This is a genomic window from Acinetobacter sp. AS23 (assembly GCF_023612055.1).
Taxonomy (GTDB): Bacteria; Pseudomonadota; Gammaproteobacteria; order Pseudomonadales; family Moraxellaceae; genus Acinetobacter; species Acinetobacter oleivorans.
Map to the genome: position 1 here is coordinate 599764 of NZ_CP082274.1, position 17826 is coordinate 617589.

The 17826-nt window shown below is 39.7% G+C and carries 18 protein-coding genes and 1 riboswitch; of the genes, 10 read left to right on the plus strand and 8 right to left on the minus strand.

The window, feature by feature from the left end; all coding sequences use genetic code 11:
- Positions 1–71: 71 nt before the first annotated feature.
- On the minus strand, positions 72–1244 hold the full coding sequence (locus tag K6I41_RS02950) for an acyl-CoA desaturase (RefSeq protein WP_004789144.1): 1173 nt from the start codon (positions 1242–1244) through the stop codon (positions 72–74).
- Positions 1245–1452: 208 nt separating this feature from the next.
- Between K6I41_RS02950 and K6I41_RS02955 the strand changes: the two genes are divergently transcribed.
- A complete protein-coding gene (locus K6I41_RS02955) occupies positions 1453–1986 on the plus strand; it encodes an META domain-containing protein (RefSeq protein ID WP_198307074.1) in 534 nt (177 codons plus the stop codon).
- Positions 1987–2013: 27 nt separating this feature from the next.
- Here the strand turns inward: K6I41_RS02955 and K6I41_RS02960 are convergent, their stop codons facing one another.
- The 3 genes from K6I41_RS02960 to K6I41_RS02970 all read right to left on the minus strand — a co-directional run bounded on the left by K6I41_RS02960 (position 2014) and on the right by K6I41_RS02970 (position 5308).
- On the minus strand, positions 2014–2727 hold the full coding sequence (locus tag K6I41_RS02960; protein ID WP_250375171.1) for a glycerophosphodiester phosphodiesterase: 714 nt from the start codon (positions 2725–2727) through the stop codon (positions 2014–2016).
- Between the two features lie 74 nt (positions 2728–2801).
- The gene (locus K6I41_RS02965) at positions 2802–3380 is read right to left on the minus strand and encodes a cob(I)yrinic acid a,c-diamide adenosyltransferase (protein ID WP_013196860.1); all 579 of its coding nucleotides are present in this window, start codon (positions 3378–3380) and stop codon (positions 2802–2804) included.
- Between the two features lie 95 nt (positions 3381–3475).
- Positions 3476–5308 carry a TonB-dependent receptor plug domain-containing protein gene (locus tag K6I41_RS02970; protein WP_250375172.1) on the minus strand — a complete coding sequence of 611 codons (1833 nt, stop codon included), beginning with the start codon at positions 5306–5308 and terminating at the stop codon, positions 3476–3478.
- 36 nt (positions 5309–5344) lie between these two features.
- Positions 5345–5551, minus strand: a riboswitch (cobalamin riboswitch).
- A 126-nt stretch (positions 5552–5677) separates the two neighbouring features.
- Here K6I41_RS02970 and K6I41_RS02975 point away from each other — a divergent pair.
- The 4 genes from K6I41_RS02975 to K6I41_RS02990 are packed head-to-tail and all read left to right on the plus strand — an operon-like array spanning position 5678 to position 9106.
- Entirely contained in the window at positions 5678–6346 is a 669-nt protein-coding gene (locus K6I41_RS02975; protein ID WP_250375173.1) for a phosphoribosylanthranilate isomerase, read from the plus strand.
- Complete coding sequence (trpB, locus tag K6I41_RS02980) at positions 6321–7550, plus strand: tryptophan synthase subunit beta (RefSeq protein ID WP_250375174.1); 1230 nt, start codon at positions 6321–6323, stop codon at positions 7548–7550. The genes K6I41_RS02975 and trpB overlap by 26 nt, the downstream gene beginning before the upstream one ends.
- Before the next feature lie 10 nt (positions 7551–7560).
- A complete protein-coding gene (locus K6I41_RS02985; protein WP_192836074.1) occupies positions 7561–8073 on the plus strand; it encodes a DUF1543 domain-containing protein in 513 nt (170 codons plus the stop codon).
- 37 nt (positions 8074–8110) lie between these two features.
- On the plus strand, positions 8111–9106 hold the full coding sequence (locus tag K6I41_RS02990; RefSeq protein WP_250375175.1) for a DUF2804 domain-containing protein: 996 nt from the start codon (positions 8111–8113) through the stop codon (positions 9104–9106).
- 8 nt (positions 9107–9114) lie between these two features.
- On the opposite strand, the gene K6I41_RS02995 is transcribed toward K6I41_RS02990, so the two are convergent.
- Positions 9115–9990, minus strand: coding sequence for a metal-dependent hydrolase (locus K6I41_RS02995; RefSeq protein ID WP_250375176.1), 876 nt, complete (start codon positions 9988–9990; stop codon positions 9115–9117).
- Between the two features lie 120 nt (positions 9991–10110).
- Between K6I41_RS02995 and K6I41_RS03000 the strand changes: the two genes are divergently transcribed.
- From K6I41_RS03000 to K6I41_RS03020, 5 genes are all read left to right on the plus strand, one after another.
- On the plus strand, positions 10111–11160 hold the full coding sequence (locus K6I41_RS03000; protein WP_013196865.1) for an AraC family transcriptional regulator: 1050 nt from the start codon (positions 10111–10113) through the stop codon (positions 11158–11160).
- Positions 11161–11406: 246 nt separating this feature from the next.
- A complete protein-coding gene (gene trpA / locus K6I41_RS03005) occupies positions 11407–12210 on the plus strand; it encodes a tryptophan synthase subunit alpha (RefSeq protein WP_250375177.1) in 804 nt (267 codons plus the stop codon).
- Positions 12207–13103 (plus strand): acetyl-CoA carboxylase, carboxyltransferase subunit beta, encoded by an 897-nt coding sequence (accD, locus tag K6I41_RS03010; RefSeq protein ID WP_005309656.1) that lies wholly within the window; start codon positions 12207–12209, stop codon positions 13101–13103. The genes trpA and accD overlap by 4 nt, the downstream gene beginning before the upstream one ends.
- On the plus strand, positions 13100–14386 hold the full coding sequence (gene folC / locus K6I41_RS03015) for a bifunctional tetrahydrofolate synthase/dihydrofolate synthase (RefSeq protein ID WP_198307080.1): 1287 nt from the start codon (positions 13100–13102) through the stop codon (positions 14384–14386). Before accD ends, folC begins: the two co-directional genes overlap by 4 nt.
- Positions 14377–15435 carry an SPOR domain-containing protein gene (locus tag K6I41_RS03020; protein ID WP_049838102.1) on the plus strand — a complete coding sequence of 353 codons (1059 nt, stop codon included), beginning with the start codon at positions 14377–14379 and terminating at the stop codon, positions 15433–15435. The genes folC and K6I41_RS03020 overlap by 10 nt, the downstream gene beginning before the upstream one ends.
- A gap of 30 nt (positions 15436–15465) precedes the next feature.
- Here the strand turns inward: K6I41_RS03020 and K6I41_RS03025 are convergent, their stop codons facing one another.
- From K6I41_RS03025 to K6I41_RS03035, 3 genes are all read right to left on the minus strand, one after another.
- The gene (locus K6I41_RS03025; RefSeq protein WP_199943768.1) at positions 15466–16044 is read right to left on the minus strand and encodes a dual specificity protein phosphatase family protein; all 579 of its coding nucleotides are present in this window, start codon (positions 16042–16044) and stop codon (positions 15466–15468) included.
- The gene (locus K6I41_RS03030; protein WP_199943767.1) at positions 16041–16853 is read right to left on the minus strand and encodes an MBL fold metallo-hydrolase; all 813 of its coding nucleotides are present in this window, start codon (positions 16851–16853) and stop codon (positions 16041–16043) included. Before K6I41_RS03030 ends, K6I41_RS03025 begins: the two co-directional genes overlap by 4 nt.
- Before the next feature lie 301 nt (positions 16854–17154).
- Positions 17155–17805, minus strand: a complete 651-nt coding sequence (locus K6I41_RS03035; RefSeq protein ID WP_250375178.1) for a peroxiredoxin — start codon at positions 17803–17805, stop codon at positions 17155–17157.
- Positions 17806–17826: the final 21 nt, after the last annotated feature.

The following is a 17826-nucleotide window of genomic DNA, read 5'->3' on the forward strand; positions in this document are numbered from 1 at the left end:
TCACTATACCATAGTTAAAAAGCAGGCATAAAAATAGCTCCCGAAAGAGCTATTTTTGATCAGAATTTATTTTAGTCTGATACCACGTTGGTATTCTTTTTAACACTACGCATAAGTGTTTCTAAGCATTCACGGTGGTGACTTAAACGGTGTTCAAGCAATTGAAAATCAACTTTAAGCTTGTGATCCATTCTATGAATTTTTTCAGCCATTGCTGCTTTTTTCGCTTGTAACTCTTGTTCTTTAAGTTTTGCCCAATCATTTAAAGTATGGGTAAATGCTTCGTATTCTTGTGCAATACGTTGTTTCATTTGACTAATGTCAGCATTTACATCATGACCATAGATAGCAAGATCTTGCTCGGCATATTTAAACTTCATCGCTAGTTCTGCTTTTTTAATATTAAAGCTTGGAATACGACGTAAATTTTTAGCTAAACCAAGTTTAGAACAAGACCAAATCAACCATTTTGTTGGGTCATATTGCCACCATTTCACACCGTTACGATAATCGTATTGGAAGATATGGTGATAGTTGTGGTAACCCTCGCCCCAAGTAGCGATAGCTAACCAGAAATTATCACGTGCCGAGTTTTCGTCTGTATAAGGACGTTTACCGAACATATGACAAAGTGAGTTAATAAAGAAAGTCACTTGATGGCTAATGATTAAGCGTAAGAGACCACCTATGAGAACTACACCCCATAAATCGCCAGTTGCCCAACCAATTAAACCTAAAATTCCAACATGAACCGCAACTACGAGTAAACCATAGTATTTATGCTGGAACATAACCAATTTATCATTGAGCAAGTCAGGTGCATTTTTAAAGTCAGGCTCAGATGGAGAATGATCGCGGATCATCCAACCCATATGGGCATACCAAAAACCACGCTCAATTGAATATGGATCTTCATCGACATGATCAACATGTCTGTGGTGAGTACGGTGACCAGATGCCCAGAACAAAATACTATTTTGTACGGCAAAAGTTCCACCGATCATTAAAAGAATTTTAAGCGGTAACGACGCTTCGTAAGCTCGGTGAGCCCACAGGCGGTGATAACCAGCAGTAATCCCCATACTACTTAGAGCTAAAAGAAAAAATAAGCTTACCCATGCGCTTACACTAAAATCATAATAATACGCGTAAATCGGGATTATGATTGCGGCAAGAATTGGTAAACCAATTAAGGTAATGCTAGCGGTCCAGTTAATTGGGGCTTTGAGTGGGGCGGAAGTCATATCCGGCAGCGCTCCTAGAATCCTTGTCAGACAAGGTACAAAGACAAAACGACATAGCAAAACCGATCATTAAGATATATTGCTATTCTATCCTTCATATTAGCACGTGCTTAGTGAGAATCACTAGCATTATTGTACAGATGTATTGAAAGAACGGTAACAGAATTAAACTATGTCACAGAGTTTTTCAAGTAGGAGAAGTTGTTTAATGAACGTACAACGATTGAAAAAAAAGAACAGCATTGATATTGCAAGGAAATTATCATTGAAGTGTATCTTGGTCACAATCAGTCTTGTATTAGCCGCATGTCAAAGTGCACCCGATCAAAATACAAAAAAAGTCCAAACAAAAAAAACAGTTCATCATGTTCAATCGCCTGTTGTAAAAAAGAGAGTGAGTCCTGATGGTATTCAAGATATTGATTGGCAGATTACTCAGATCAGTGGTCATAAGGCAAAATTCTTTACACAGTGGCCGACGCTCTCTCTAAATTCTGCTATCAAAACGGTATCAGGCCATACTGGATGTAACGCAGTTTTTGGTCGTTATACATTTAATTTTAGCCAGCAAAAACTTGACATGCAGGTAAATGCAGGACATTTAAGCTGTGATGGTGCTTTGGCCCAAGAGGCAGAACTCGTGGATGCTTTGCAGCGTATTCAACGCTTCCAACTCGTAGGTAATACGCTATATCTGCTTGATCAGAGTGGACAACGCCTTATTCAGGCACAAAAGAAATAAAAGGTGGTTTTACCACCTTTTTTATATTTATAGAGCTTGTAACATCGTGGTTGGAATATCTGTAATTAGCCCTTGTACATCTAAATCCCTAAGTCTTTTTGCTCTTTCTACATCATTCACTGTCCAGACACTAATATTTAAGTTGGCCTGCTGTGAAAGCTGAATCATTTCATCTGTTGCGAGTTGATCGTGCCAGCCAATATGACAGCAACCATATTGATGAGCGAGTTCAATTGCTGTTGCTCCAACTGGAATTTCAACTAACAAACCGCGTTTAAATTGTGAATTGATGTCACGTAAAGCAGTTAAAATTTGAAGATCAAAACTTGTGATGGTGACAACTTTTTCAAAACCTTGTAATTCGGTCTCAAGTTTTTCAACTAACTTTTCTGCGAATGCCATGTCTCTTACAGCTTTCACTTCGACTTCAATATGATCGAAATTATCAAGCAGGTTTAAAACGCCTGTGAGAGTTGGTGTTGGCTCTGAACTTGGCCAGTCAGGCCAGTTTTGACGATGATCAAATGACAGGGCTTGAGCCAAAGTAGATTGCTCAACAATTTGATCGACTCCAGCTGTACGTAAAAAATTATCATCATGGATCACGACCAACTCTTCGTCTTGAAGCTGACGAATATCAAATTCGACACCACGAATACCTAAATTTTTTATGTGCTGAAACCCACCTAGTGTATTTTCAGGAGCTTCTTTGCGTGCACCACGATGACCAATAATGCGCATAATTTTCTTCTATGAAATATTTTGACTATGGTCTCTTTAAAAAGAGCAGAGACCATGTTTAATCTAATCTATTTTTAAATAATCTCATTAATATTTTTTTGCCAAAGTACTTCTTGGCCGCCCTCGGCACGTTGTAAAGCACGAGATGCAACAAACAACCAGTCAGACAGGCGGTTTAAAAGCTGGAGCGCCGTGGTTTGAATGTTTTGATCACGTGTTTGTACCGACAGTAGAGATCTTTCTGCGCGGCGACAAACGGCACGGGCTTGATGGGCATAACTGCAAGTTAAAGAGCCTGATGGCAGAATAAACTCTTTAAGCATTGGTAAGTCTTCATTCATACGGTCAATTTCTTTTTCAAGAAATTCAATACAAACAGGCTTAAGTAAATTGTAGTTTGGAATACAAACTTCTCCACCTAAATCAAAAAGCCAATGTTGAATCAGACTTAAGCTTTTATCCCAATCAGCCTTATTAGTTACTTGGCTATCTGTGATTTGAGCACGAAGTACCCCAATAATGGCATTGAGTTCATCAACATCACCAAGTGCTGCAATTCGTAAATCGTCCTTGGCAACACGAGAACCATCGCCTAAACCTGTTGTACCTGAGTCGCCTGTGCGTGTATAGATTTTGCTTAAACGGTGTCCCATGATGGATATCCTGAACATAAAAAAGGGGATAATGTCGGTCAGAACATTACCCCGAAACTGGAGTTAAGAAAATATTTTTATAATTAAACTTTTGCTTAGTAGCTTAAGGTCACACCAGCTGATGCAAGACGGCCACCATTTACGTAATAGTATCCTTGGTCTTGATAAGCTGTTTTGTAATCAACATCTCCAATATTTTGAATATTAGTAAACAATTTAATATGCGGATTCATATTCCAGTAAGCATTAATATCTACAGTTGCGTAACCTGGATTCCTGTAATTACTATCCCAGTCTTTCGACTTTGATTTTGCAACGAGCGAAGCACTAATGCCATAAACTTCATTTTGCAGACCTGTTGTTAAGGTTAATCCTTGACGAGGGCGACGATTTAAATTCTGATGAGTCTCTTCGTTTTCAGGTTTGACATAGCTATAAGTTGCTTTTGCAAAAAGATCATCTTTCTGCCAACCAACATAAAATTCACCACCTTGGTAAGTTGCTTTATTAATATTAGTTAATTTACCAAAGTTCACTGAGCCGATAAGATCTTCAACTTCAGTATAGTAAGCAGATAAACCTGTTTTAAAACCTGCTGGTAGAGTTTGATCTATACCAATTTCATAAGATGTACTTTCTTCTGGTTTTAAATCTGGATTGCCGTTCCATGAGTTGAAAAGTTCATTAAGCGTTGGTGATTTAAAAGCAGTACCAATATTGGTATAGATACTTGTTTTATCTAAAAGTTGGTAACGTGCAGCAATTTGACCAACAGTATGTGAGCCATATTTTTCATTATCTTCTACACGAACACCGACTTGAGTGTTTAATCTATCACCATTGAATTGATGTTGAAGATAATACCCTGTCGAGTCTACGTTCTCATTGTATGGTGCTCCATAAGACAGAATATCTCCATCCAACGTACGGTGGGTGGCACCAATTAAGAGTGTTTGCTGCGGTAAAAACTTCCATTTACTATATAGCTCTACTTCCTGAGTTTTACTATGAACAAAATCAGTAGAGTCTTTTTGATTAACTTCATCTTTGAATTGTGATAAGCGAGTATTTAATTCTAAGTTATCTGTTACATTTAAACGGCTACGTAAATTGATAATCTCATTTTCGAAGTCTTGTTTAAGCAAGGCACCATTAAATGTATAAGCATCATAAAGGCTTGAACCTTCATTATGGCTATAGTCAACAGAAATACCGTAATCTTTCTGCTCAACACCAAACTTTGTACTAAAACCTTTCTGATCAAATGATGCCGTATCCGATGAGTTGGTTTTTTGATTAGTTACTTTGGTTGCGTCAGACTCTAGGCGTTGTCCACGAATTTGGGCATAAAAACCATCTTCATATAAATCAGCGCCAATAACTGATTTATAAGTTTTATTCTCACCAATTTCACCCGTGATAAAAGCTCTATTCTTTTCAGGTGTTTTTGAAACGAGCTGAATTACTCCGCCAATTGCATCAGTACCATAGAGAACAGAGGCAGGCCCTTTCAATACTTCAATTTGTTTAATATCTGTTGTGTCAATAAATGCAAGACTTGCTGTTCCTGAGGATGCATTATTTAGTCGAATTCCATCTCGTAGCACGAGAGTATGATCAGATTCTGTACCTCGTAAATAAATCTCTGCAAGTTGTCCCATGCCGCCACTTTGCACCATATTGATGGAAGCATCGGTTTGTAATAATTGTGGTAAAGAAGCGATAGGGGATTGTTCGAGAACTTTTGGTTCAATAATGTTGATACGCGCCGGAACTTCACTGGCTTTTTCAGCACTTTTTGAGGCAGTGATTACAATTGGATCAAGCTGAGTTGCATTCGTTGTATCTTCAGCAAAAATAACAGGTGAAAACCCCATCGCAATAGCGATAGCCCCTACCAGACGAGTAGGTTGAAAAGACTTAGACATAACATGCTCCATACATTCACCCCACGTGAATGATCGGGTAGATAGATGAAACAAGTAGGTCTCCGGACTTCAGCGCCATATTTATGTTATGGACATATTCACCTTCCCACATTAATGCAGTGGTGTAAGTCGATATCGACTTAAAAAATATGCTTTACATTGTTACCGTTGCGGGGGCAGTGCCGGACTTTCACCAGCTTCCCTAAAGCATGAATTGCTTACACTTGCTTCCAATTTTACGCAGTATAAAGTGGCGATTTATTTCATACAATGTCATTTAGCCCAATTCCCAGAGAACTTTTACGCAAGGGGCAAAAATTGCATTACAATGGCGCTTATTTTAAGAAATGGTTGTAGTTTAGGCAGATCATGAGCCCATCAAACCAAAAACGTACACGCGCAAAAATCTGTGGAATTACTCGCATTCAAGATGTTCAGGCAGTTGTTGCTGCTGGAGCAGATGCGATAGGTTTTGTTTTTTTTCCGCCAAGTCCAAGACATGTGACAGTTGCAGAGGTTCAAGAATTTACAAAAGTAATTCCTCCTTATGTACAAATGGTTGGTTTGTTTGTTAATGCAAGTGCCACTGAAATTCAGGATGTACTTGATTGTGTTCCCCTAGATGTATTACAACTACATGGCGATGAAACTCCAGAACAATGTCAGGAAATAGCTCGCCATTGTAAACGTCGCTGGTATAAAGCGATTCAGGTTAAACCTGATTTAGATGTAATTGCTGAAATTCAAAAATATCAGGCGGCTGGTGCTAGTGCTGTATTGCTCGATGCGTGGCATCCTGAGCTTAAAGGGGGCACAGGACATCAGTTTGACTGGTCTAAATTCCCAAAACTTGATATTCCTTTAATCTTGGCAGGTGGTTTAACCCCTGACAATGTCATTGACGCTATTCATACTACCGGTGCTTTTGCAGTAGATGTGAGCGGAGGCGTAGAATCCGCAAAAGGTATAAAAGACCAACAACTCATTGAACGATTTATGCAAGGAGTCCAACGTGGAACAGCAAAACAATGTGATTGACTATACACAGTACCCAGATGCTGCAGGGCATTTTGGTATCCATGGCGGACGTTTTGTGTCAGAAACTTTAATGGCGGCATTAGAAGATTTAGAAAATCTCTATTCCCGCATGAAAAATGATGAACAGTTTCTGGCAGAATTCGACCGCGATCTCGCCTACTATGTAGGTCGTCCTAGTCCACTTTATTATGCTGAGCGATGGTCAAAAGAGTTAGGTGGTGCACAAATTTACCTTAAACGTGAAGACTTGAACCATACAGGCTCACATAAGGTAAACAACACGATTGGTCAGGCGTTATTGGCAAAGCTTTCTGGTAAAAAACGTATTATTGCTGAAACTGGTGCTGGGCAACATGGTGTGGCAACTGCAACGATTGCAGCACGTTTAGGCCTTGAGTGTGTTGTTTATATGGGTGCTGAAGACGTTAAGCGCCAAGCCATGAACGTTTATCGTATGCGTTTATTGGGAGCAACAGTTGTACCTGTACAAAGTGGTTCTAAAACGCTGAAAGATGCCATGAACGAAGCGATGCGTGACTGGGTAACCAACGTTGATACGACGTACTATGTAATTGGTACAGTTGCAGGCCCACATCCATATCCTCAACTCGTTCGTGACTTCCAGTCGATTATTGGCCGTGAAGCACGCAAGCAGATCTTGGAGCAAGCAGGTCGCTTACCAGATGCATTGGTTGCATGTGTGGGTGGCGGTTCAAATGCAATGGGCTTGTTCTATCCATTCTTAAACGATGCCAATGTGAAAATGTATGGTGTTGAAGCGGCTGGTTTTGGTATTGAAACTGGTAAACACTCTGCGCCGTTAAATGCAGGTCATGTGGGTGTATTACATGGTAACCGTACTTACTTGATGAGTGATGAGCAAGGCCAGATTATCGAAACACATAGTATCTCAGCTGGTCTTGACTATCCGGGTGTTGGTCCTGAGCATAGCTTCTTGAAAGATATGAAGCGTGTAGAATATGTGCCGATTAATGATACAGAAGCTTTGCAAGGTTTCCGTGATTTAACCAAAATCGAAGGGATCATTCCTGCACTTGAAAGCTCGCACGCAATGGCATACGTTTCTAAGCTTGCACCGACTATGTCTAAAGATCAGATTATTATTGCAACTGTTTCAGGTCGTGGTGATAAAGATTTAATGACAGTTGCACGCATTGATGGCGTAGAAATGGTCGAGATGTAAGAGAACTATAATGCCAAGTTTGTTTATGGTGATGTTAGGCGGGCGTCATGCACGTGCTAATACAGAAGTTCATGATGTTGTCATGGCTGTAGGAGATACTTTGGAAGAAGTTTATCCTCAACTTAAACAGGCTTGGTTTGGTGAGGCTCAAGGATTACATATTGATGCTTGGGCCAAGCTCTCTGGTGTTAACTCTCAAGGGCAAAAGTATCAAATTCATTTTACAGATGCAGCACCTAAACCAGATGATTTAAAATTATATTTAATTAATCTGGGTGGATATAATGCTCGTGAATTCGGTGAACTTCACCGTTATGAGTTTGTAGTTGCACCAAATGCTATCGTTGCAAAACAATTAGGTAAACAATTTATAGATCAACAGTGGCAAAAAGCACACACAGATCGAGTCATTGATATTGATGACTGCTTAGCGATAGATTGTGTAGCAGGGCGCTATATTCATTTAATAAAAGGCGATTTTGCTGCAACAATTTGGGAAAATACGTATTTGACCGTGGTATAGGTCATTTGAAATCTAATATTCATATGGAAGTGGGTAAATGGATTTAATTCAAGAAAATGGACAGCCTCGTTATGGGCGTTTTGAATCTGTACCGTCAACCATTCACGTACAACATTATATTTATAAAACCCCTTATGGTAAGGTCTTAAAGGGCTGGCGTAAGCAATTAAAATATAAAAAATTTAAATTCTGCGGTATTCAACACAAACATTATAGTATTGGTTTAGCGATTGCAGATATCGGTTGGGTCGGGCACGGTTTTTTCTATATTTATGACCATGAAACCCAGCAAGTCATTGAGTGGAATGCGATTCAGCCTTTAGGTCATAAAACCTATCTTGATGAACAGCCATTGTTTAATCAAAGCTATTTTTCTAAATCGCCTTATCAGTTTGATATCCAACATGCCAATGGTGTGCGATATATTCGAGTAACTAAATATGGTGAGATCCAACTTAGCGCTCGTATTTTTTGTGCTGGAACCGATATCTTAAGTTTATGTACACCGACAGGTATTAACGGTTGGACCTATACCCAAAAGCAGACCACGCTGGGTGTAGAAGGGATGTTTATTAATAAACAAAACCAAATTGTACAATTTGATGAAAAGACATTTGCATCTCTAGATGATACATGTGGTTTTTTGCGACCTGAAACAGCTTGGTTCTGGCTTTCATGTAATTTTTGGGATGAGCAAGGGCGGCGTATTGGTTTAAATTTAGCTTCTGGTGTTAATGAAAGCTTTGGTAATGAAAACTGTTTATGGATTAACGGAGTTTTATTTCCACTGACTGATATTTTATTTGAAAAAGTAAATGATGAACTTTGGCAAATTAGCTCTCTAGATCAAAAACTTAATCTACAGGTCCATATTGGTTGGTGCCGATACGAAAATATTAATTTAAGAATGATTGGAAGCCAGTTCAATCAGTGGCAAGCTAAAATTAGCGGCACGATTGAGCATGAGGCAACTGATATAATCAATTGCAATGAGCAATACGGTTTACTAGAACAACATTATGCAAAATGGTAACAAGCAGGTTATAAACCTGCTTGCCAGAATGCTTCCCCAGCCGCAATAGGATCATTGGTCTTTTCAAGTGTTTCAATCCAGACTGGATATTGACGAATGACCGGATGCTGACTTGGATGAAAATCTTTTTTAAACCAATCTAGATATTGGCTTTTCATGGCTGTTAATGTGCCATTTTTGCCGAAGAACCAAGGTAAGCCTTTAAGTGTCATCAACAGTCTTTCTCTAGAACTAAAACCATCACATTTCAACATGATGTTGGTGCGATAGAGCGTAAAACCAAACATGAGTACTGTTGTAAGAACCAATACAAATCGACGAGTCGACTCAGGAACTTCACCTACTTGTTTCATGACATCAAAAGCAACATCACGATGCTCCATTTCTTCAATGGCATGCCATGCAAACAGCGCTCGGACATAGGGGTGAGCATTTTCTAAAGTTTTTTTATTGCTATAAAACGTTTCTGCCATTAATGCCGTTAAATGTTCAGCTGCTGCCGTCATTGCAATATTGTATTGTGGTGAGCGTTTGGTGAGTTCAAAACGAAAAATTCTTTTTAGTGTAGCTGTGAATTGATCAACAGGCATACCTTGTTCTTTCATGAGCTGATTCATTTTGTCATGAGCAATACCGTGTTGAGCTTCTTGTTTAATAAAGTCCACAACTCGTTTTTGTAGTTCTGGATCTTCAATTTTGTCACGGAACATACGAACGCATTCAATGAAATAACGCTCCCCATCAGGAAAGGTTAAGCTGAGTGCATCAAACATACGAGTCAAAAAAGGATCATTATTAAACCAAAAGCGAGGTGCTTCGTTTAAGTGAAAATCTAGATCTTTACGAACCACTGGCTCGACTTGATAAGAAACATGTGCGTTCATATTTTATTTCTCGCATCTAACTTGTTTACTAGTATGTCGCGGCTGGTCGGCTTTGTTTTGACAGTTATTGCCAATTTTTATACAGTTTGCGACAAGATGGCAGTAAAAAAAGGATGAGCCATGCAGGATTTTACGATTTCAAATGGGTATTTTTACCTTTGGAATACTTACTTAAAAGAAAGGGAAATGGACTGGCAGGCATTAAATCTGACGGATGTTCAGGCCCGACAAGTTCAAAATATTTTAGCTTCGTCTATTGATGCTCAATCATCTTTAAATTTTTTTCTTGAGCTTTTAGAGCTAACCGAATCTCAGCTACAAGTTTCCAATTTAGCTTTGGAAATGGCCACTTGCATTACACCCGCTAATTTTGGTGTATTGGGCTATATGGCATCCCGAAGTGGCAGTTTTGCCGAGGTTCTTGAATATATTATGAAGTTTCATCGTCTGGTGATTGACGGTGAACAAGTGGTGCCTATGCAAATTGAGCAAGATGCTTCTAAAATTCGTTTGTATTGGCCATTGGTTGATGACAGCAATATCATACTTTGTGAATTGACCTTGGCCGCGATGGTACAGCTTGCTAAACAGATAGCCCCACTACATGATTTTCTCTTGCAACAAGTTGAGTTCGTGCACCGTGCACGTGGTCCCTTAGTGCACTATCAGCGTTTCTTTCAATGCAAATTATCATTTGAAAAACCTTACTATGCATTAACTTTTGCAAGTGAGGGACTAAGTATTCGTCCTCAGCATGCAGACCCAACCTTAATGCAACTTTTAGTGAAACAGGCAGAAGAAGCATTAGCTCAGCGTAAAATACATACAGATTTAGCTCAGCAAATACATTGGATCGTCCATGAATATTTTAAGCAAAGGCAGCAGGCCCCTAAAATAGAAGATATTGCCATCGAGTTGAATATTTCAGTACGAAGCTTGCAGCGCCAGCTACAGTCATTAAACACTTCATTTAAATTAATTTTAGATGCAGAGCGTATGAGACGCTGTGAGATATTACTTAACCAAAATGCCAGCCTCACTTTAATTGCTGAACAATTGGGATATTCGGACCAGTCAGCACTTGCACGTGCCCATAAAAATTTGACAGGACAAACCCTATTAGCAAGAAAAAGACAATTACAGCTAACAAATAAAAATGCAATAAAATAGCCTTTCTGTGACGATTTTCTATTCAGATGACGATCTAATAATGGCTCGAAAATAGGAAGCTTTGATCATTGAGAAAAGTTTCAAAATATTGATAAATGTACGCCATGGGTTGTATGAATCATACAATCGAATATCGCCATAACGTTAGACCTGTTCAATGGACAAAAAATAGCGTTAAAATGCGATGTTCTTGTATTTCTACAAACAACTCCTCAATTTTAAATAATTCAAGGAAAGCACAACCCTATGTCACGTCTTGCCACCCGTTTTGAAAAGCTTAAGTCCCAACAACGTAAAGCGCTTGTATCTTATGTCATGGCGGGTGATCCACAACCGCAAGTAACAGTTCCGTTACTGCATAAAATGGTTGCGGCAGGAGTAGATGTCATTGAGCTTGGTTTACCATTTTCAGATCCAATGGCCGATGGTCCAGTAATTGCGCTTGCAGCTGAACGTGCGCTTGCGGCAGGGACTAACACATTAGATTCTCTTAACATGGTAAAGGAGTTCCGTGAACAGGATCAGGATACACCTGTTGTTTTAATGGGTTATCTAAATCCGGTTGAAGTGATTGGTTACGAGAAGTTTGTTTCTCATGCGAAAGAGTGTGGTGTAGATGGCTTATTACTGGTGGATTTACCGCCAGAAGAGTCAAAAGAGTTTGGTGCTGTGTTGAAGCAACATGACATGGATCAAATCTTCTTGCTCGCACCAACTTCTACAGACCAACGCATTCAACATGTGGCAAATCAGGCAAGTGGATTTATCTACTATGTTTCACTTAAGGGTGTAACGGGAGCCGCAACACTAGATACGGCAGAAGCTGCTGCACGTATTCAAAAAATCAAAAATGCCACTGATATTCCAGTAGGTGTTGGTTTTGGTATTAGTGATGCTGCTTCAGCAAAAGCAATGGGTAGCGTTGCTGATGCTGTGATTGTGGGTAGTGCTTTCGTTAAAAATTTTGCAACGTTGGCAGCGGATGACGCTGTTGAACAGACGGTGAATAAAGTCAAGGAGCTTCGAGCAGCGCTCGATGAGTTAGTATGAATCAAGAAGTGAAATCAGGGAAAGTTCTTAGCCCTTCGACACCATGGACAAAACGTCCGGTTCCAGGTATTGAAGTCGCAAATGAGCAACAAATTCTCAAAGCAACATTTACTGAGCCAACGATTGAATGCCCTGAATGTCATGCTCTAGTGACACGTACAGCAATCTCTTTCAATGCGTATGTTTGTCCGCAGTGTGATGAACACTTACGTATGAAAGCTCGTGATCGTTTGAACTGGTTCTTCGACAATGTAGTAGCAGAATTAGGGCAAGAATTTAGCGCGAAAGATCCGTTAAAGTTTGTCGATACCAAGCCATATCCAGATCGTATGCGTGAAGCGCAAACTAAAACTGGTGAAACGGAAGCCTTAATTGCCATGCAAGGTAATTTAAATGGCGTAGATATGATCGCATGTGCTTTTGAGTTCGACTTTATGGGCGGCTCTATGGGTACAGTTGTAGGCGACCGTTTTGTTCAGGCTGCTGAACTTGCTATTGAAAAACGTCAACCATTGATCTGTTTCGCAGCTTCTGGTGGTGCACGTATGCAAGAAGGTATGCTGTCTCTTATGCAAATGGCACGTACTTCAGCGGCGATCCAAAAGTTAAAAGATGCAGGTTTACCTTATATCGTGGTGTTAACACATCCTGTATATGGCGGTGTAACAGCTTCTTTAGCAATGTTGGGTGATATTCATATTGCTGAACCTAAAGCGATGATTGGCTTTGCTGGTAAACGTGTAATTGAGCAGACTGTACGTGAAACTCTAGAAGAACCGTTCCAACGTGCTGAATATTTGCTTGATCATGGTGTAATCGATCAGATTGTTCATCGTCACGCTTTACGTGATACTGTATCTCGACTTGTATCGAAATTGATGAACTTACCTTGAACCAACAAGCTCCACTTTCAATAGACTCTTTAGATACATGGCTCAATTATTGGAGCCATGTTCACGTTACAGGGATAGATCTTGGTCTGGAACGTGTAATTCCTGTTGCAGAAAAGCTGGGTGTGACTCAGCCTACTGCTAAAGTTTTTACAGTAGCCGGAACGAATGGTAAAGGCTCAACTACAACCACACTGGCCGCGATATTAAACGCACAGGGTTATAAAGTTGGGTTATATCAGTCACCGCATATCTATCGCTTTAATGAGCGAGTCAAATTAGGTGGAGTTGAAGTCGATGATCAAAGTCTGATTGATGCTTTTGTTCAAGTCGATCAGGCTCGTCGCGATTGTGATTTAAGCTTATCTTTTTTTGAAGCAACCACTTTGGCTGCTTTTGTCATTTTTAAACAACTGCAATGTGATGTATGGGTGCTCGAAGTTGGTTTGGGTGGGCGCTTAGATGTCGTCAATGTAATTGATCCCGACGTTGCAGTTATTACTAATATTGGCCTAGATCATACTGACTGGTTGGGCGATACTATCGAAAAAATTGCTTTTGAAAAAGCAGGCATTATTCGTCCAAACATTCCGGTTGTCTTTGCTGGTGAACAAATTCTACCTCAAGCAATCCAAGATAAAGCAGAAAGTACGCAAGCAGACTTATATACCGTTAATCGTGATTATTTTTATAAACTCGCCGATGATGGACAAAACTGGTACTTTGCCTCAGAAGGAACTACTTTAAAGCTTCCTTTAGGTCATTTAGCCATTGAAAATATTGCGGGAGCGGTTGCCGCTATTTTAAATAGCGGACTTGAAATTTCTCAGTCAGCATTAGAAAAAGGTATTCAATCTGCACGTTTAGCAGGACGTTTTGAGCAGCGTCAAGTGGAGGGGAAAACGGTAATTTTTGATGCCGGACACAATCCACATGGTGTTGAATTTTTGTTAAAGCAATTGCGAAATTTCTTAGAATACAATAAACAGTACACAGAAGTTGTCGCAGTATTTTCAATGCTGGCAGATAAAGATATAAAATCAGTAGTCGATTTATTGAAACCTACTGTTTTACATTGGAAAATTGCTGAGTTGAATGTGCCGCGTGCTGCACCGATTCAGCAACTCAATGATGCCTTGCAAGGCCAGACAGTACAACAATATGGCAATATCAAAGAGGCTTTTAAATCAGCGCTTGAGCAAACAAATAACAATCAGCTGATTTTGGCCTGTGGTTCGTTTCATACTTTAGAAGCGATTTGGGAGTATTTGGAAGAATGTCAATGAATAACAAACAACGCTGGATGGGTGGTGTTGTTTTACTGGGAGGTGGTGTTTTATTGGCAGCATTACTTCTAAAAGGGAATGAGGAAATAAAACAGGTTGAAGTTCAGCCACCCGCATCCACATCGCCAAAAACTCAAACTAAGCCAAAGCAAGCAACCGAAGGACAAATGGTACAACTACAACCTCTAGCGGTTGATGTTGAAACAGAAAAACGTTTGTTAGAAGAACAGCGCCGTTCGCGTGAAAAAGCAGTTGCTGAGCAAGAAGCACGTGCAGCTGAGTTTTTAGCAATGCAACAGCAAGCTGAAGCTGATGCTGCTCGTAAAGCCGCAGCAGAGTACGCTGCGATTAATGCACGTCGTACAGCTGCTCAAGAAAGTTCAGATAATATTCCACCAGAGTTAGTGGGTGAGGCGAAAGCTAAAAACCAGCAAACTAATGTGGCAAATAAAACAACTGATACTTCAAAAATAGATGCAGACAAAAAAGCAGCTGAAGCAAAACGCCAAGCGGAAGCTGATAAGAAAGCAGCTGAAGCAAAACGTCAGGCAGAAGCTGATAAGAAAGCAACTGAAGCAAAGCGCCAAGCAGAAGCCGATAAAAAAGCAGCTGAAGCAAAACGTCAAGCGGAAGCTGATAAGAAAGCAGCTGAAGCAAAACGTCAGGCAGAAGCCGATAAGAAAGCAACTGAAGCGAAACACAAAGCAGAAGCTGATAAGAAAACCTCAGAGGCTAAGCGTAAAGCAGAAGCTGATAAAAAAGCTGAGGCTGAAAAAGCGCGTGAATTGCTGGAAAATGGTGATAAAAAGTGGATGGTGCAAGTTGCATTGGCTGCTAACCAAGCAAATGCAGATGCAGTTGTTTCTAAATTACGAGCTAAAGGCTACAAGGTAACTACGAGCCAAACTAGCAAGGGAATCCGTATCATGGTAGGTCCTGCGAAAGACCGTGATACAGCAGATGCCGCCCGTAAGAAAATTACTTCTGATTCAAGTTTAAATATGAAATCGGCTTGGGTCATTGATTGGGTGCCATTAGATCAGCGTTAATCTGATCTAAGGGTTACTCAAAAAATGTAGTTAAGATGGATTCGACAATTGTTGTTGAATCCATTTTACATTTTCAGGGGTGAATAAACGATCAATATTTTTCCAGATAATATGGTAGCCATAACCACCTTCCTTCATTTCTTTAACCGCATCATCAATTGCCCAATTTTCAAAAATAATGCGATACATGGCAACGCTGGCGCCTGTACGGTCTGAACCATGGTAGCAGTGCAATAAAACACGCTGATTATTCTGTTTAGCAATTTTGATTTGTTGCATGACTTCTAATAAATCTTGGCGGTTAATTGCCCATGTGTTGATAGGAATATGCACAAGATTAAAATTTTCATTTTTAAAAACTAAAGTATCTGCATCTTTAGCCCTTAAATTAATAATTGTTCCAATTTGATGATTCTTTAATTCGGAAATCATTGCAGCACTAGGTTGTTCACTGCGAAAAACATCATTACTAATTTGATAAAAGTTATGGCTCTGAGAGACTAAAGTGCCCCAGTCTTTTGGTCGTTGCTCATGAGCAATACTTTCATGCTGCATACATCCTTGTAAATTTATACAGATGAGAAGTGTGATGAGCGATAATTTTTTCATGTTTGATACCGATTAAGCTCATAAGGATCATGAGCACAAATAATTTCAATCGTTGGCTCATGTTGAGCTAAATACTGTAAGCGTTTGAGATTAACAAGACGTTGCTCATTATCTTCTGCAAATGTTTTTTCCAGCACACTGAGTGATCTTAATTTATTTTTAGGATTTAACTCTAGATGTGAGTAGTAAGCATCTCCACAAAATAATAACCATTGATTTTGTTGCTTTATGGCAATACCACAATGGCCAGCTGAATGCCCCAATAGAGGTACCATTAAAATTTCATCTTGAAACAGAGGAAAGCCTTTTACCTTTTCGAGGTTGAACCATGCTTCACCTTGCTGGTATTCAACAAAGTTCCAGTAGCGATGATCTTTATATTGATTGGTTCTATAGCGAAGTTTGCCCTTAAAATTTGGAAGTTGGGCTGCGTTATATTCTGCAGCTAAAACATGCACAGTGGCATGTGGAAAATCTGAAATTCCGCCTGCATGATCAAAATCAAGATGAGTGACAAAGATGTGTTGTACATCCTTTGGATTAAACCCGAGCTTTTGAATTTGCTGAATGGCACTAAACTCAAGGTTAGGCTCAATTTTGCCTAAACGTTTAACTAATGAGCCTAGGCGTTGTTTCATATGTAAATAATCTTGCAAGCCGAAGCCTGTATCAATAAGCACTAAGCCTCGATCAGTTTCAACCAGAAGGCAATGGCAGACTACTTCAGCCCGAAAGCCTTTTTGTCCAAAGAGTGGGGCACAAACTGGGCACATGCTGCCACACTTTAAATGATGAATTTTATAGATCATGATTTTTATTTTTTATACCGAATCGCTTCGAGTTATAACTGATCTGAGCAGTAAAAACCATGTGTATTCAATACATAAATAAAAAAGCCATCACGTTGGATGGCTTTTAAGGGTGAAAAATTTACTTATTTTGCTTACGATTTACTACGTGGTTGGCTTATTTAAAATCTTTTGATGCTTGCCTACGCGCTTGTCTTGTAAGGAATCTTTCAGATGCCAGCCTACGCGCTTCGCTTGTCTTGCAAGGAACCTTTCAGAGGCTTGCCTACGTGCTTCGCTTGTCTTGTAAGCAATAAAACCTTTAGTCGGTTTTATTGCTTACAGGCTGTGGTGTTAGGCGTAAATAAGGTTTAACCGCAGTATAACCTTTAGGGAAGCGTTGTTTAATTTCTTCTTCATCTTTAAGTGATGGCACAATAACAACATCTTCACCTTGCTGCCAGTTCGCAGGTGTAGCGACTTTATGCTTGTCAGTTAATTGTAATGAATCCACAACGCGTAAGACTTCATTAAAATTTCGGCCCGTCGAAGCAGGGTATGTAATGATTAAGCGAACTTTTTTATTCGGATCAATAATTACTAATGAGCGCACTGTCAGAGTTTCGCTGGCATTAGGGTGAATGAAGCCATAAAGCTCAGATACTTTACGGTCTTTATCTGCAATGATTGGAAAGTTTACAGTTGTGTTTTGTGTTTCATTAATATCGTTGATCCAGCCCTTATGAGACTCTACATCGTCTACTGACAAAGCAATCGCTTTAACATTACGCTTCGTAAATTCATCTTTTAATTTTGCTGTGTAACCTAACTCTGTAGTACATACTGGCGTATAGTCGGCTGGATGTGAAAATAAGATTCCCCAACTATCCCCTAAAAAATCATAAAAATTAATTGGGCCTTCGCTCGATTCTTGTTGAAAATCGGGGGCAGTGTCTCCTAATCGTAGTGTCATGATCGTTCCTCAATTGCTCAT